Raw genomic sequence first — 14,516 nt, 5'->3', positions numbered from 1 at the left:
AATACACCATGCGATTCATGATCATCATCAAGGCCAGCGCCGATTCCGAAGCCGGCGTGATGCCCAGCCAGGAACTGCTGACTGCCATGGGCAACTACAACGAAGAACTGGTCAAGGCCGGCATCATGCTCGCAGGCGAAGGCCTGCACCCCAGCAGCAAAGGCACCCGCGTAAAGTTTTCGGGGGAGCAACGCTCCGTCATCGACGGCCCCTTCATCGAAACCAAGGAACTGATCGCCGGCTTCTGGTTGTGGAAAGTGAGGTCCAAAGAAGAAGCCATCGAGTGGGTCAAGCGCTGCCCCAACCCGATGCCGGGCACCGAAGCCGAGATCGAGATTCGCCAGGTGTTCGAGGCTGAAGACTTTGGTGCCGAATTCACGCCGCAACTGCGTGCGCAGGAAGAACGGGTGTGGGAGCAGGCGAAGAAGAACTGAATCCCCTGGAGCGAGCTTGCTCGCGAAGGTGGCAGATCAGCCACCATCAGCGTTGAATGTAAATCCGCCATCGCGGGCAAGCCCGCACACACTGGATCAGTGTGCGCCACCGATCCCCTGTGGGAGCGACGGTGCGGCGATCCGACCTGCTCGCGATTGCAATCGCTCATCCACCACAAAATTCGGCACCTTGCTCCTTTGCCTGATCGACACAAGTACCCTCGCCGCCGAACCCGAACTGCGGGTCAGCGTCAGCCTGCAACCCGCCGATCCCGTCATGGTCGGCAGCCTGGTCGAACTGCAACTGGGTATCTGTGGACCCGACGCAGCCGTCGCAGCCTGACGGCCCGCGCCTGCAAACCTTCCTGCGGGCCTGTTACGGCCGTGAACCGAACAAAGATCAAGCGCTGCGCCAAACCAGGGAATCCTTGTCTACGCTGCATAGTCAGGCCGGGCGCAACAGAGAATCAGTCACTTGTGCACTGCATCCGCCCAACCCCGTTCACGAGAAGGATTTCCCATGACGAATTCGATATCGTTGCGCCATCACTGCGCATTCAGCTTCCTGCTGACCCTGGCTTTGAGCCTGCCGTTACTGGTCCAGGCGGCCGAGCCGCTACCCTCCTGGAACGATGGCCCGTCGAAAAAGCAGATCATCGAGTTCGTGCAGACGGTCACCGATCAAAACAACAAGGACTTCGTCAAGCCCGAGGACCGAATTGCCGTGTTCGATAACGACGGCACCTTGTGGAGCGAGCAGCCGATGTACTTCGAGTTATTGTTCGCCCTCGAGGAAGTCAAACGCACCGCATCGCAGCACCCGGAATGGAAAACCACCCAGCCCTTCCAGGCGGTGCTGGAAAACGATCACAAGGCCCTGGCCGCCAGTGGCCTTGAGGGCATGATGAAAATTTTCGGTGCCACCCACACCGGGATGACCACCGAAGCCTTCGATGACTACGCCAAGACCTGGCTGAGCCAGGCCCGCCATCCGAAAACCGGCAAGCCGTACACCGAGATGATCTTCCAGCCGATGCTGGAGATGCTCGACTACCTGCGCGGCAAAGACTTCAAGACCTACGTCGTGTCCGGCGGCGACACCGGGTTCATGCGCGCCTTCGCCGAGAAGGTCTATGGCATCCCGCCAGAACAGGTCATTGGCACCACCTTTGTCACTGCCTATCAATTCAAGGACGGCCAGGCGTCTATCCTGCGCACGCCAAAACTGGCCCACAACGACGATGGCCCGGGCAAACCGGAAAGCATCGACGCCGTGATCGGACGCCGGCCAATCCTCGCCTTTGGCAACTCCGACGGTGACTTGCAAATGCTCCAGTGGACCGCCGCCGGTCCCGGTAAACGCTTCATGGGCCTGGTGCATCACACCGACGCCAAACGCGAATGGGCTTACGACCGGCAATCGCAGATCGGTCGTCTGGACAAGGCTCTGGACGAAGCAAACAAACGTCGCTGGACGGTCGTCGACATGGCGTCCGATTGGCGTCGGATCTATCCGTTCGATGCCTCCACAGCCGAGCAAGTGCAATAAAAAGACGTGATGCAGGACTGCAATAAACGTTTTTCGCAGTACATTACCGGTGGTTTTTCGGGGAGTGATTGGGTGCCTTGCCCGCGAAGGGGCCATCAGCCCAACGCAACGTCATTTGACACACGCCGACCATCCGGCAAAGCTGCATCGAGCTTCATCGCGCACCGCAAGGCAATCGCACCTGGACCATGGAAGTCGTGATGCCGAAACATAAAAATAAAGCTGCAAACCCACACCCTGTTTCGCAACCGACCCTGATCAACCGTTATCTGTTCCCGGTCACCATCGGCATCTTGCTGCTCGCAGTGGTAGGTATTGGCTGGTTTTTGCTGAGCAGTACACCGACGCAGCTCCAGCCAGTCCCTGTCAGCGCCCCTGTCGTCGAACCGGCCAAGCCGCAACCGGTCGCTCTCGTGCCTGCGAAAATGGTCGACGAGCAACAATGCCAGGGCTGCCACGGCGAGCAGGTCAAGGACTGGCAAGGCTCCCATCACCAGTTGGCGATGCAGCAAGCCAACGCCGACACCCTGCTCGGCGACTTCAATAACGTCACCTTCAAGACCGAAAAAGAGACCACGGTGTTCTCGCGCAAAGGCGACGAATTCCGGGTCAACACCCCCGGCGTCGACGGCAAGAATGCCGACTTCAAGGTGGCCTATGCTTTTGGCGTCGCCCCCTTGCAGCAATACCTGATCGAGGTCGGCGAAGGCCGCCTGCAGGCGCTCGGCGTAGCCTGGGATACCGAGAAGCACCGCTGGTTTCACCTGTATCCGGGCCAGGGTGTGAACTTCAAGAACCCGCTGCACTGGAGCAAACCGAGCCAGAACGCCAATTTCATGTGTGTCGAGTGTCACACCACCGGTTTCAAACGCAATTTCGATGCGGCGAAGAACACCTTCGACAGTCACTGGAACAGCCTCGGTGTCGGTTGTCAGGCCTGCCACGGTCCGGCGTCCAGCCACCTGGAATGGACGGCGAAGAAAACCGACCTGATCCATGCCGGATTTGCCGTCGACCTCAAGGACAAGAACGCCAACTTCGAAATCGAAACCTGCGCCCGCTGCCACTCGCGCCGCGCACCATTGGACGACGGTTACACAGTCGGCAAGCGCCTGATGGACGACTACCTGCCGAGCGTTCTGACCCGTGAACTGTACGCACTGGACGGCAAGATCAAGGACGAAGTGTTCGAACACGGCTCCTTCGCCCAGAGCAAAATGTTCGACAAGGGCGTGCGTTGCAGCAACTGCCACAACCCGCACAGCACTCAATTGAAAGCGCCAGGCAACGGCGTTTGCCTGCAATGCCATAACACCGCCGGCAAAACCACCGTGGAAGGCGTCGACAGCAAGGGCCTGCAAGCGAAAAACTACGATTCAATCGAACACACGCGCCACACCATGGGCCAACCGGGCTCGCAGTGCGTGGATTGCCATATGCCCGGCAAGTTCTACATGGGCAATGACTTGCGGCATGACCACAGCTTCAGCATTCCCAACCCTGAGCGAGCAAAGATTCTCGGTACGTCTGACGCCTGCCTGACCTGCCACCAGGGCAAGGCCGGCGACAAGATCACCGGGCAATTCAAACTGTGGAACACCGCCAACGCCAGCGCGGTGCAAGCCCCGCGTTACGACGAAAGCCTGTGGCTGATCCGTAACGGTCAACCGGGTGCGGCGCAGGCGCTGTTCGAGCAACTGCAACGCAGCAATCTGCCGGCGATCCAGCGCGCGACGCTGCTCGGCGAATTGTCACTGTATCCGAGCGAACAAGCGTTGAAACTGGCCACCAGGGACCTGAACAACCCGGCGCCTGAAGTACGTGAGAGTGCCATACGCGCGCTCAGCGCATTCCTGCCGCCACCGGAACGCGCGCATCTGCTGACCCCCTTGTTGAATGATCCTGTCAGAGCAGTGCGCATCGCCGCCGCCCGGGATTTGCTCAGTGTGGCGCGCAACGGCCTGGGCACGGCTCAGGACAACTGGAATGCCGCTATCGTCGAATACGAGGCGGTGCAAAAGAGTCTGGCCGAGCGTGCCGAGGCCAACCTCAACCTGGCCATGCTCTATCAGGCGGATGGCCGCAGTGCAGAAGTCGAAGGTTTGCTGCGTACCGCCTTGCAGCGCGATCCGGACTTCTACCCGGCGCTGGTCACCCTGGTGCAATGGCTAGAGGCCAACGGTCGCCGTCAGGAAGGCCATGTCCTGCTGGCGCAAAGCCTCAAGGACCACCCCGACTCAGGCCTGCTGCAACACACCCGGGGCCTTGCGCTGATTCGCGCGGGCAAGGCCGCACAGGCCATGCCGTACTTGCGCAAGGCCGCGCAACTGGAGCCACAGAGCGGACAGTTCGGCTATGTGCTGGCGGTGGCCCTGCATGACAGCGGCAAGATTGACGAGGCGTGCGCAGAGCTGGAACGGCTGTTGAAAGAACAACCGTCCAACCGCAATGCCCGCTTGTCGTTGATCCAGTACTACCTGGACAACGGCCAGGAGCCCAAGGCGCAGGTTCTGTTGCAGGGCTGGAAGAAAATGAACATGGGGGACCCGGCGTTGAAATAACAGCTGGCGTCACACCTCAAACGCTTTGCTTGCCCTGGCAAAAGTGTATCGAAACCAAGGCGTGAAATGCTCCGGGTCCCGGAGCAGGCGCGCCTCTATTTGCCCTCGGGACAGGTAACAAAACGCTTGGGCTTCATCTGGGTTCAGTACCGGCAACTGGTCGCTGACCCCATAAAATACGTGACCGTATTCGTGCTCCACCAAGCCTTGGTCAACCTCCAGCCGGTACTTGATCTCAAAGCCCTTGTGTAGCGTACACCTGAGGCCCATTTCCTCTTCAAGTCGCCTCTGTGCCGCTGCAAGTGTGTCCTCCCCTGGGTAAGGATGACCACAACAGGCGTTACTCCAAAGCCCACCACAGTGGTATTTGTCCGCGGCGCGCTGCTGGAGCAAAAGCTCACTGCGCGAGTTGAACACGTACACCGTGACCGCTCGGTGCAACAGCCCCTTTTCGTGGGCTGCCAGCTTTTCCATCTCGCCCACCGGATGGTCATTTTCATCAACCAGAATCACTTTGATCTCAGCCATCACAGCTTCACCAGATGCAACTGGACCATGCGCAAGGTACCGACAACGTACAGTGGATCATCCGCAATATGCGCCAGCTGGGCAAGAATGGAATCAGCCTCTTGCCCAGTACACAACCCCATCGAGATCAAGGGTTGATGAATTTGCGTAAATGAACGCCAAAGCAGGCTTTTCTGGCGGTCGGTGGCCAGGATCGGCTGGCTGAACGAATAAGCCTTTACCCGGACACTGTCCAGTGCATGAACATAGCTCCATAACGGATCAATACAGTCAAAACGCAAGCCCATCCTCGAGGTCAGTGCTTGTCCGAGGGCGTTCGCACGATCGAGCGCTTCATGGCGTGGATAACAGAAAAAGGGAAATCCCGGCTCTTCGATCAGCAGTGAACCGCCCGGCTTACAGAGTGCCAGAGCGTTATGGAAGAAGGTGTCCCACTCTCTCAAATGCAATAGGAGATAGCGGCAATAAACTGCATCTGCCTGTGGAATATCCCGGGCAGGGTCCAGCACATCATGACGATGGAAGCTGACGTTCGGCACGTCAAGCGCCACCCGGTTCTGCTCACAGATAGACAGCTGCTCATCCGATAGATCCAGCCCGTAGACCCAGGACCGGGAGAACGCCTTCGCCGTCCAGCATGTCAGTTGGCCGTGACCACAACCAAGATCAATCAGAGTACTTGCCTGAGCTGGCAGATGACGTTGCAGAAAGTCCTGGCTGCCTGGATCGTAGATGCTGGCCAGCACTTCGAGGCGCTCGCGATCGGCATCGCCCACGCGTAATAGATAGGACCGGGATTGACTGTCCAATTAAAGCTCCATCTTCAAGGTTTATATCCGGGTAGGGTCAACGCTTGCTCAGCAGTACCGGCACATGCGAGGGGCAAAGGGTGAAGGCGTAAACTTCACTCGTTTCAACGGCGTCCGGGTCCGGTAGCACATGGAAGTTCCTGGCCAATGTACTGATGGCCATGAGGCACTCCAGTTTCGCCAGGCGATGACCGGGGCAATACCTCGGCCCGGATCCAAAGGGCATGAAGGCCTTGTGGTTGTCATCGATATAGCGGGCGTCATCGAGCCAGCGTTCGGGGCGCATCTGCCAGGCATCGGTAAAGCAGCCAGGCTGCTGTCCCAGGTGGCCCGGCAACAGGAATAACGGGGTGCCTCGGATCACCGACACATTGTCGATCACCACATCCTGGTTAGGCTCAAGCGTCAGGAGCGGAAACACCGGTTTGAGACGCATGCTTTCCTGTATGACTGCGTTGACGTAGCGCAACTCATCAATTTGCTTTATGTCGCTCAACCGGGTGCCGGCACCGATGACACTGTCCACCTCGCGCTGCATCTCACGCTGAATATCGGGGTGACGGGCCATGTAGTAAATCGTCCAGGCAATCGTATTGGCAGTGGTGTCCTCTCCCGCCAACAGGAAAGTCAGCACATTGCCGACAATCTCGCCATCGCTCAGGGCTCCGGTGTCATTGTTGTTCTGGTAGGCAACCAATGCTTCAACCATGTTACCCGGGCGCTCGCAAAGCGAGGGATCGGCTGCAATACGCACGCGCGCCTGCGCGATCATTTCATTGACTGTCTGGTTTATTTGCGCAAGGGATGCGTCGAACTTGCGGTCCAACCTAGACTTCAGGTAACGCCAATAGGGAAATATCGCGGCCTGACGCCGCGCAGCCGTGTGCAAGAACTGCGACAGGTGCCCCTGCAGCACGCTGTTCCTGTCATTCAAGGTGTTCAGGTCATGACCAAAGGCAAACCCCGCAACGATGTCGACCGTATAGCTCATCGAATCCTGGCGAATATCAAACGCCTGCCGGGCGATAGCGCGCGCGCGCCAATGGTTCTCAAGGCGTTCCGTGACTGCCTCCAATCGACTCCAGAAATGTTTGACATGCAGTTTGTCAAATGCCGGCACAACCAACTCGCGATGGCGTCGCCACTTCTGCCCCTCGGCCACAAACACGCCATCGGCTCCAACTTCCAGCCCCAGCTCTTCCATTTTGCTCCATCGACGAAACTTTTCCGGACGATTGCGCAACAACTCGCCGATCAGTGCCGCATCGGAAATAACCAGAATACGGCGCCAACCGATTCTGAATGTATAGATAGAGCCATATCGGTCCGCCCACTCGCATAGTTGCCTGTAGACCTGCGATGACTTGAGTTGCAATGCATTACCGAGCAATGGCAACCCGACGGGTCCGGGAAGTTGTTCAATCGCAGGCATTGCGACCCCCTGGTTCAACATCATTTCGAGAGGTCAGGCGTAAATAGGCATTTTTTAATGTTTGATCGAGTTGCCAATCCTGACTGGCACCTGTGCGACCTCTGCTCTGGACGAGTTCAGCGAGATGCAGACTGTCTTCTTTTCCTTTCCAGTTTTTCCGGTACTCACCCGATTTGTATCCATTGCGTTGTCGAAACACATGCAATTCATATTTTTCGCGGTACGTTGAAACTACAGCGTCCCAGTCACTCAGCCCCGACAGGCAAAATATGCGCTCCAGCACAGGCAAGGCAGCCACTCCAAAAATCGCCAGGCCCGCGAACCACTCCAATAGCTGCAGGACATCACAGGCCTTCAGGTCAATCACGCGCTTGTCGAACAGATAATGTTTCACTTCGGGATCTGATTGCCCGACCAGGGCGCGAGCGGAAATACTCAGGTCACCGCGATTTTCACTGATGTGATGGGAGAGGAAGAAGCTCAATACATCCATGAGTTCATATTGAAACTGTTGCAGATCGGGGGCCTGGGGAGTCCACCACTTCCAGCCGTGATGGTCCATGGCCTCGGCGGTTTCAGCCAGAACGCCACGCAGATAAGGATACCGAGCACGGGACCAGTCCGGATCCACCAGGCAATTGAGACTGTTCTGCCACGAGACCAGCGACAGAGCCTGTTCAAACGAAATTCCCTCCATCCGATGAAACCTCTTCGATCTGACCACCCATTCAAGAGTTGAACAAAGTGTCATCTCGGAATCAGAGCCACTATCAGCTTTTTCGGATATGTACGTAGGAAACCACGTTACAGATTCAGCTACCCTGATCGCCGCTCCCACAGGGTTACCTGCCAATCACAAAATTGACAACAATCAGCTGCGCTCGCGAGGAATCAGACTCTGCAACTGCTGCGCCAGAAAGTTCGCATCGAAGGCAAAGGTGTCCGGGTCTTTCAGGCCATTGGTCTTGCGCCACTGCCAGCTGTCCGACGGCGGCAGGCAAACCAGCGAAACACTGCCATACCGCGCCGCCGTGAATCCCATCACCGCCAACGAAATCTGTCCGCCGACACCCATCACGTCCGGTACGAATTCCACCGGTTTGCCGGCGATCAGGATGCTCAGCTTTTCGGTCTTGAATGGAGAGGTCTCCACCGGAGCACTCGGCCCCGACGCGACATACGCTTCGCGGTTCACTTCGAGCAGGTCAGGTGCCTTGACCGGTTCCAGCCACTGCTGGATCTGATCGAACAGCCCACCAATACGCGCTGCCCAATCGGCCGACCGGGACTCAAACAGTTGCTTCTTGTGCGCTTCGCTTTGCGCATAGTGGCGCAGCATTTCACCCAGTTGCTGTACATCGTCCATTGCAGTGTTCCTTTGGTTGCAGCAGTGCTACGGACATTGAGCATGGCAGATGCGTGCAGCCGGTGTGCAACTAACAGCCGGGAGGTACGCCAGAGGTTTGCCCTGGGTGGCTGACTCAACCGGCCTTGGGCGGGCGACGCAGGCGCGCCATGCTCAAGGTGTCCACCAGCACGCCGTCGCGCACGGCGTAATCACGGAACAGGCCCTCGGTTTCGAAGCCGAACTTGCGGTACAGGGCAATGGCCGCTTCGTTGTCGGCGTACACCGAAAGCTCGATGCGCTGCAGATTCATCCAGTTGTCAGCGATATCCAGCGCCGTCGCGAGCAGCTTCGAACCCACGCCCTTGCCCTGCCACGCCACCGCAACGCCCATACCGAAACTGCCGGCATGGCTGCGACGAATGCGTGAGAACTGCTCCAGGCCAATGTTGCCGATGACCGTCCCTTGATGCAGGGCCACCACTTTCACCAGGCGTTCGTTATCCTGCGCCAGAGCTCGGTGGACTGAAACGGCATTTGCAGGGTTTGTCGGGCGATCTCCGGGGCGTTGTACAGCGCCGTGATGCCTTCGATATGGGACTCGTTGAAGCGTTCGAGGGTGATAACGGGTTCGGTGGCTGGCATGGGTGAATCATCCTTGAAGCAGACATGGTCGCTCACTCTATAACGCTACCTTCGGGTGTGGCGAGAACCAATGTGGGAGCACTCAGCTTTCAAACCACGCCCGGCGCTCGCTGAAGGTGTTTTCGATCAATTCGACGATCATCTTTACCTGCGCGTCGTCCCCGGAATGGGCGTTGACCGCCATCCACACCTGACGTCGCATCGGCTGGTCAAACAGGCCCGGCAAGGCGATCAGCCCGCGGTCGAAGTGGCTCATGTAGTGCGGCAGCAGGCCGATGCAGGCACTGCAACGGATCATCTCCAGCATCAGCTCCCAGGATTGCAGTTGCACCGCTCCGGCCAGGCGCTGATCCACCAGCGCATTCCATGGCCGCAAGCTTTCTACATGCCCGTCCTGCTGCCATTGCACCAGGAGAAAATCGGCCAGGTCATCCAGGCATTCCGGCCTGGAAGCGACCCGCGAGTAGCGCTTGGCAATGTGCGGCAGGTAATCCAGTTGCACCAGACGCCGGGGTTCAGTGGTGGCAAAGCTTGGCCCCGGTAACGGCGACTCGGTCTCGCCCAGCCACACCACCACGTCGGCGCTGACCGCCTGCAATGACAATTCGCTGTCGAGCGTGATGATGTCCAGCCGCACGCTGGCGTTGCGCCGCAGCAGTGCAACCAGGCCGCGTCCGAGAATGTCATGCAGGATCGAATCCGCCACGGCCAGGCGAATCAACGGCTGCTCGATCACCGGCAAATTGCGCTCATGGGCCAGGGCGATCAATTGTGCGTGCAAACGCAAGCCATCGCGGCTGAGGCTGAAACCATTGTCTGAATGGTTGAACAATGAACACTGGAGCTGCGTTTCCAGCAGCACCAGTTGCCTGCGCAGGCGGGTGGCCTTGAGGTTGAGACTGCGGGCGGCCTGCATGAAGCAACCGCAACGGGCGCTGACGGTGAAACACAGCGCCAGTTCGGGGTCGATACCTGCTGCCAACTGGCGCCAGGAGGTGTTTTTATCAATGGCTACACGATACTCGGTAGCCCCCTGGCGGGTGCTGGTTTCCATGACTGACATCGAGGACTCCCTGTCGATCTGACACTGACATTTGCATCCTGCGGGTCGTTCATGAACCTGCCATGACAAAGACTCAGGCGCTGGGCGTCTGACGAAAGCTCACGGCCAGACGGTTCCAGCTGTTGATGGTGGTGATGGCGATGGTCAAGTCGACCATTTCACTTTCAGTGAACTGCTCCCGGGTTTGCGCGTAGACATCGTCCGGCACGTGGCTTTCGCAGAGCAAGGTGACCGCCTCGGTCCAGGCCAGCGCGGCTCTTTCCCGCGGATTGAAAAAATTACTGTCGCGCCAGACCACTATGGAATAGAGGCGCCGATCGCTTTCGCCCAGGCGCCGTGCATCCACCGAATGCATGTCTGTGCAAAAGGCACAGCCATTGAGTTGCGAAGCACGAATCTTGATCAGGTGCAGCAGGCCCTGCTCGATGCTCAGGCTGCTGGTCAGGGCCTCCATCGCGATCATGGCTTTCATCGCTTTGGGGGACGCGCTGTAGTAATCCAGGCGGGGGGTCATGGAGCGATCTCGTGCAGCAGTGATGTGACCTTCACGGTAGTCGCTGGCGCGCAGGCATGACAGATCCAATCAGGCGATTTCCCCGGGGACCACCGCCACCAGACCAATTGACGGTTTTTCCACTGCACAACTTCTGCACGACAAGCGGATAAGGGTAATCTTGCGCGACGCACACGCGCCTCAACAGACCCGGAGCCTCGCCGGTATGGAACTACATGTTGTCATCAACGGCCGCAAGGACCTGGCCGGCCAGCTGTACAACCAACTGCGCAGCGCCATCGAATCCGGTCGCCTGGCCGCCGGGACGCAACTGCCGCCCAGCCGCTTGCTGGCCGGGCAATTGGGTATTTCGCGCAAGACCATTTCCGATACCTACGCCCAGCTGACCTACGAAAACTTCCTCACCGGCGTGGTCGGCAAAGGCACTTACGTCAACGCGCGCACTTCAAAGGTGCAGCGTAAACAGAGCCATTGCGAGCTTGCCGGTTTCGAGGTGATCGAGTCCTGGCGCAACCTGCCGGTGTTTCTGCGTCACCCGACGCTTGAGGGCTCGCTGCGCTACGACTTCATCGGCGGCGCCACCAGCAAGGGCCAGTTTCCCCAGGATGACTGGCGACGCTGCACCTCTCACGCACTGCGCCAGATTGCCGGTTCCAAAGGCCTCTACAGCCTGCCAGAGGGTTTGCCAGCCCTGCGCAACGCCATTGCCCGGCACATCGCGTTCTCGCGCGGGGTCAATTGCCAGGATGAGGATGTGGTGGTGTGCAACGGCGCGCAGCAGGCGCTGGACCTGATCGCACGGGTGCTGATCAGTCCAGGCAGCCTGGTCGCCATGGAGGACCCCGGTTACCCGCCGGCGCGGCTGCTGTTCGGCACCCATGGCGCCACGGTGATTGGCGTACCGGTGGACGCCGAAGGCATTGTGGTGGACCAGATTCCTCGCGGCACGCGCCTGATCTATGTCACCCCTTCGCACCAGTTCCCGCTGGGCATGCCGATGAGCCAGGCGCGCCGGGAAGCACTGCTGGTCAAGGCCCATGAGCTGGGCGCAATCATCATCGAGGACGACTACGACAGCGAATTCCGCTATGAGGGCCGACCTGCCGATTCCCTGCAAAGCATGGATGAACGGGGGATCGTCGCTTACGTCGGCACGTTCTCGAAAACCCTGTTGCCGGAGCTGCGGCTCGGCTATGCGATCCTGCCACCAGCGATCCTCGAGGCCGTGGTGCGTGCCAAACAGCTCACCGACCTGCATACCTCGACCCTGCCGCAATGGGCGCTGGCCAAGTTCATTGCCGAAGGCTGCCTGCTCAAGCACATTCGACGCTGCCATACGATCTATGCCGGGCGCCGCGAGCGGATCCTGACGCGCATGGCCGGCGACCTTTCGCCCTGGCTGGAAGCGGTGCCGTCCACTGCCGGATTCCACATGGTGGTGATGTGCAAAGTGCCGATGGATATTCCATTGGTGATCGAACTGGCGAAAAAAGTCGAAGTCGGGCTCTATGCCATCGACAGCTTTTTCTATCAGCAAGCGCCCAGGGCCGGGCTTTTCTTCGGTTTTGGCGCCATCGAAACCCTCGACATCGACATCGCCCTGGACCGTTTGCGCGACATCCTGCAGCAGGTAGCCTGACGAATTGGCCTGCGCCTTTATCCGGCGATTGGCTATTGGCGGTCCCCGGGGGCAGGCCTATCCTGCATAGGCGTTATCCCTCAATGAGCAGGATTCGTCCGGCCTGATTCAGGAGTGTGAGCAATGTCCCATGAAGTGATCAATACCGTACAGGTACAGGCCGCCGCCGGCCGCTCGGATGAACTGGGTAAGCAACTGCAAAAGATTGTCGAAACCCTGCGTGAACTACCGGGCTGCGAATCCTATATGGTCGACCGCTGCCCCGAGGACACCAATCGCTGGACCGTCAGCGCCCACTGGCAATCGGAAGCGGCCATGCGATCGCATTTCAACTGCCCGCAGGTCCAGGGTTTTATCAGCCTGATCGATAGCCAACTGGCCAATGCCGTGGACTTCAACAGTTTTCCGATCGTTTAAAAACAAGATCAAAAGATCGCAGCCTGCGGCAGCTCCCACACGGAATTCTCCGTAGGAGCTGCCGCAGGCTGCGATCTTTGCTTTTAACGCCGGTTAATTGGTCCCCTCGCCTTCCCGAATATTGGCTGTTTGATCGTTACCACTTGCGCACTACTGTGGATTGCAACAACCAACCACCGCAGGTAACGAACCATGAACGTGTTGCGCTTCTGTGCTGCCCCCCTTGCCGCCCTGGCCCTGATGTTTTGTGCATCGGCTTTTGCCCATGATCCTGCGGAAAAGGTCACTGTCCTGCAGGACGAAATGCTGAAGAACGTCCCCGGTAAAAAAGCGCTGATGATCGAAGTCGATTACCAGCCCGGCCAGTCGTCCATCGCCCATAAACACGATGGCACCACCATGGCCTATGTCATTTCGGGAGCAATCGTTTCTCAGGTCAAGGGCGAGCCGGCGAAAACCTACAAGGCCGGTGAGTTCTGGTATGAGCCAGCGGGGTCGGAACACCTGGTGTCGAAAAACGCCAGCGCAACCAAGCCTGCCAAGTTGCTGGTATTCATGGTTTTGGCCCCGGACGAGAAAGTGTTGATCCCATTGGAACACTGATGGCTGAACGTACAGCTATAAATAAAAAGGCTCGAATCACGGATTCGGGCCTTTTAATTTCCTCACGCAATTAACCGAAAACTTTTAAACCAAACAAAACTATTGGCCACCGGACAAGTGCAGGTATTGGCTATTTAAATAAATCATTCAGGGTTTAGTCTTGAGTCACCGCCGGTACCACGCCGGCAACTTTAACTTTCGACTGAAGTTGTTTCACTGGAGAAACACCATGAAACTTGCGCTTGCCAGTACGTTGACCATGGCTGTTGTTTTAACCGGCTGCTCGATCCCCACCGCGCCCACGGCGATCTCTTCGCTGAACGGTATCTTCACCGAACCGGTGGGCCGCAGCGGTGCCACCAGCATTACCAACGGTAGCCAAGTTTCGTTGGGCGTTATCTACAGCCAATCCACTCAGACCAATCGTGCCTACCTTCGGGATTATCAAGCCAACGCCGGCACCGGTTTCGGCCAGAGCCTGCTGGTGCAGCCGATTCATGACGCCTACGTAGCCACCTCCAGGCCAGACCAGGCGGTGGATTGGGTCAAGGCCTCCCTGCAGCGGCAATTTGGCTCGGTTATCGTATACCCGGACATTCAGAGCCTCAGGGCAGCGAAACCGGATGTAATGGCAGTGATTGACACCCGCAGTCAACTGATGACCTCCCGCAGTTCGGATATCCAGGCGGATGTCCGTGCGGACTTTTATGACAAGAACTTCAACTACATCGGTACTGCACAAGGCCATGACGCGAAAGCACTCAGCCCGGTGTGGGCCGACTATAAGCGCAGTGAAGAGATAGTTGCGGATATTAATCAACAACAGAACGTGCAAGTAAGGGCCCTGCAAAAATTTGATCAGTCGCTCAGTAACTTACTGACCAGCCCGACAAGTAATGTCTCGATGAGCACTGAAAATTCTTCAGTCTTCCAGTAATTAGTTGATCCTTAGTCCCCCATCGCGGGCAAGCCCGCTC

Annotated in this window: 15 protein-coding genes and 1 pseudogene; 8 read left to right on the top strand and 8 right to left on the bottom strand. The window is 58.1% G+C overall.

The annotated features are described in order from the left end of the window. Positions 1-8: 8 nt before the first annotated feature. The 4 genes from AC1D19_RS19220 (at position 9) to AC1D19_RS19205 (ending at position 4,544) form a co-directional block, all read left to right on the top strand. Complete coding sequence (locus AC1D19_RS19220; protein WP_477764150.1) at positions 9-434, top strand: YciI family protein; 426 nt, start codon at positions 9-11, stop codon at positions 432-434. Between the two features lie 190 nt (positions 435-624). Continuing rightward, on the top strand, positions 625-777 hold the full coding sequence (locus AC1D19_RS19215; RefSeq protein WP_477764149.1) for a hypothetical protein: 153 nt from the start codon (positions 625-627) through the stop codon (positions 775-777). 177 nt (positions 778-954) lie between these two features. Further along, the gene (locus tag AC1D19_RS19210; RefSeq protein WP_477764148.1) at positions 955-1,983 is read left to right on the top strand and encodes an HAD family hydrolase; all 1,029 of its coding nucleotides are present in this window, start codon (positions 955-957) and stop codon (positions 1,981-1,983) included. 200 nt (positions 1,984-2,183) lie between these two features. After that, complete coding sequence (locus AC1D19_RS19205; protein ID WP_477764147.1) at positions 2,184-4,544, top strand: tetratricopeptide repeat protein; 2,361 nt, start codon at positions 2,184-2,186, stop codon at positions 4,542-4,544. Positions 4,545-4,553: 9 nt separating this feature from the next. On the opposite strand, the gene idi is transcribed toward AC1D19_RS19205, so the two are convergent. The 8 genes and pseudogenes from idi to AC1D19_RS19165 all read right to left on the bottom strand — a co-directional run bounded on the left by idi (position 4,554) and on the right by AC1D19_RS19165 (position 10,880). Beyond that, a complete protein-coding gene (idi, locus tag AC1D19_RS19200; RefSeq protein ID WP_477764146.1) occupies positions 4,554-5,072 on the bottom strand; it encodes an isopentenyl-diphosphate Delta-isomerase in 519 nt (172 codons plus the stop codon). Beyond that, the gene (locus tag AC1D19_RS19195; protein WP_477764145.1) at positions 5,072-5,881 is read right to left on the bottom strand and encodes a class I SAM-dependent methyltransferase; all 810 of its coding nucleotides are present in this window, start codon (positions 5,879-5,881) and stop codon (positions 5,072-5,074) included. The genes idi and AC1D19_RS19195 overlap by 1 nt, the downstream gene beginning before the upstream one ends. A 37-nt stretch (positions 5,882-5,918) precedes the next feature. Then, entirely contained in the window at positions 5,919-7,313 is a 1,395-nt protein-coding gene (locus AC1D19_RS19190; protein ID WP_477764144.1) for a cytochrome P450, read from the bottom strand. Next, on the bottom strand, positions 7,300-8,010 hold the full coding sequence (locus AC1D19_RS19185) for a dUTP diphosphatase (RefSeq protein WP_477764143.1): 711 nt from the start codon (positions 8,008-8,010) through the stop codon (positions 7,300-7,302). Before AC1D19_RS19185 ends, AC1D19_RS19190 begins: the two co-directional genes overlap by 14 nt. 174 nt (positions 8,011-8,184) lie before the next feature. Continuing rightward, complete coding sequence (locus tag AC1D19_RS19180; RefSeq protein ID WP_477764142.1) at positions 8,185-8,679, bottom strand: hypothetical protein; 495 nt, start codon at positions 8,677-8,679, stop codon at positions 8,185-8,187. Positions 8,680-8,794: 115 nt separating this feature from the next. Beyond that, positions 8,795-9,303 (bottom strand): annotated as a pseudogene (locus AC1D19_RS19175) (GNAT family N-acetyltransferase). Positions 9,304-9,385: 82 nt separating this feature from the next. Next, positions 9,386-10,366, bottom strand: coding sequence for a LysR substrate-binding domain-containing protein (locus AC1D19_RS19170; RefSeq protein ID WP_477764141.1), 981 nt, complete (start codon positions 10,364-10,366; stop codon positions 9,386-9,388). A gap of 73 nt (positions 10,367-10,439) precedes the next feature. Continuing rightward, positions 10,440-10,880 carry a carboxymuconolactone decarboxylase family protein gene (locus AC1D19_RS19165; protein WP_477764140.1) on the bottom strand — a complete coding sequence of 147 codons (441 nt, stop codon included), beginning with the start codon at positions 10,878-10,880 and terminating at the stop codon, positions 10,440-10,442. A gap of 205 nt (positions 10,881-11,085) precedes the next feature. On the opposite strand from AC1D19_RS19165, the gene pdxR reads away from it, so the two are divergent. The 4 genes from pdxR to AC1D19_RS19145 all read left to right on the top strand — a co-directional run bounded on the left by pdxR (position 11,086) and on the right by AC1D19_RS19145 (position 14,476). After that, positions 11,086-12,519: a MocR-like pyridoxine biosynthesis transcription factor PdxR gene (pdxR, locus tag AC1D19_RS19160; RefSeq protein ID WP_477764139.1), complete on the top strand. Its 1,434-nt coding sequence runs from the start codon at positions 11,086-11,088 to the stop codon at positions 12,517-12,519. A 123-nt stretch (positions 12,520-12,642) separates the two neighbouring features. Next, on the top strand, positions 12,643-12,936 hold the full coding sequence (locus AC1D19_RS19155; protein ID WP_108215849.1) for a putative quinol monooxygenase: 294 nt from the start codon (positions 12,643-12,645) through the stop codon (positions 12,934-12,936). Between the two features lie 192 nt (positions 12,937-13,128). Then, the gene (locus AC1D19_RS19150) at positions 13,129-13,539 is read left to right on the top strand and encodes a cupin domain-containing protein (protein WP_477764138.1); all 411 of its coding nucleotides are present in this window, start codon (positions 13,129-13,131) and stop codon (positions 13,537-13,539) included. A gap of 229 nt (positions 13,540-13,768) precedes the next feature. Further along, positions 13,769-14,476 carry an ATPase gene (locus AC1D19_RS19145; protein ID WP_477764137.1) on the top strand — a complete coding sequence of 236 codons (708 nt, stop codon included), beginning with the start codon at positions 13,769-13,771 and terminating at the stop codon, positions 14,474-14,476. Positions 14,477-14,516: the final 40 nt, after the last annotated feature.

The sequence above is a fragment of the Pseudomonas sp. P1_C12 genome (genome assembly GCF_056406435.1).
This window is presented reverse-complemented; position numbering and strand designations above follow the sequence as displayed.

Bases quoted from the DNA above. Each gene is read 5' to 3' on its own strand.
- AC1D19_RS19170 (WP_477764141.1), bottom strand. From the start codon at position 10,366: ATGTCAGTCATGGAAACCAGCACCCGCCAGGGGGCTACCGAGTATCGT.
- AC1D19_RS19155 (WP_108215849.1), top strand. From the start codon at position 12,643: ATGTCCCATGAAGTGATCAATACCGTACAGGTACAGGCCGCCGCCGGC.
- pdxR (WP_477764139.1), top strand. From the start codon at position 11,086: ATGGAACTACATGTTGTCATCAACGGCCGCAAGGACCTGGCCGGCCAG.
- AC1D19_RS19205 (WP_477764147.1), top strand. From the start codon at position 2,184: ATGCCGAAACATAAAAATAAAGCTGCAAACCCACACCCTGTTTCGCAA.
- AC1D19_RS19145 (WP_477764137.1), top strand. From the start codon at position 13,769: ATGAAACTTGCGCTTGCCAGTACGTTGACCATGGCTGTTGTTTTAACC.
- AC1D19_RS19150 (WP_477764138.1), top strand. From the start codon at position 13,129: ATGAACGTGTTGCGCTTCTGTGCTGCCCCCCTTGCCGCCCTGGCCCTG.
- AC1D19_RS19180 (WP_477764142.1), bottom strand. From the start codon at position 8,679: ATGGACGATGTACAGCAACTGGGTGAAATGCTGCGCCACTATGCGCAA.
- AC1D19_RS19220 (WP_477764150.1), top strand. From the start codon at position 9: ATGCGATTCATGATCATCATCAAGGCCAGCGCCGATTCCGAAGCCGGC.
- AC1D19_RS19165 (WP_477764140.1), bottom strand. From the start codon at position 10,880: ATGACCCCCCGCCTGGATTACTACAGCGCGTCCCCCAAAGCGATGAAA.
- AC1D19_RS19210 (WP_477764148.1), top strand. From the start codon at position 955: ATGACGAATTCGATATCGTTGCGCCATCACTGCGCATTCAGCTTCCTG.
- AC1D19_RS19190 (WP_477764144.1), bottom strand. From the start codon at position 7,313: ATGCCTGCGATTGAACAACTTCCCGGACCCGTCGGGTTGCCATTGCTC.
- AC1D19_RS19185 (WP_477764143.1), bottom strand. From the start codon at position 8,010: ATGGAGGGAATTTCGTTTGAACAGGCTCTGTCGCTGGTCTCGTGGCAG.
- idi (WP_477764146.1), bottom strand. From the start codon at position 5,072: ATGGCTGAGATCAAAGTGATTCTGGTTGATGAAAATGACCATCCGGTG.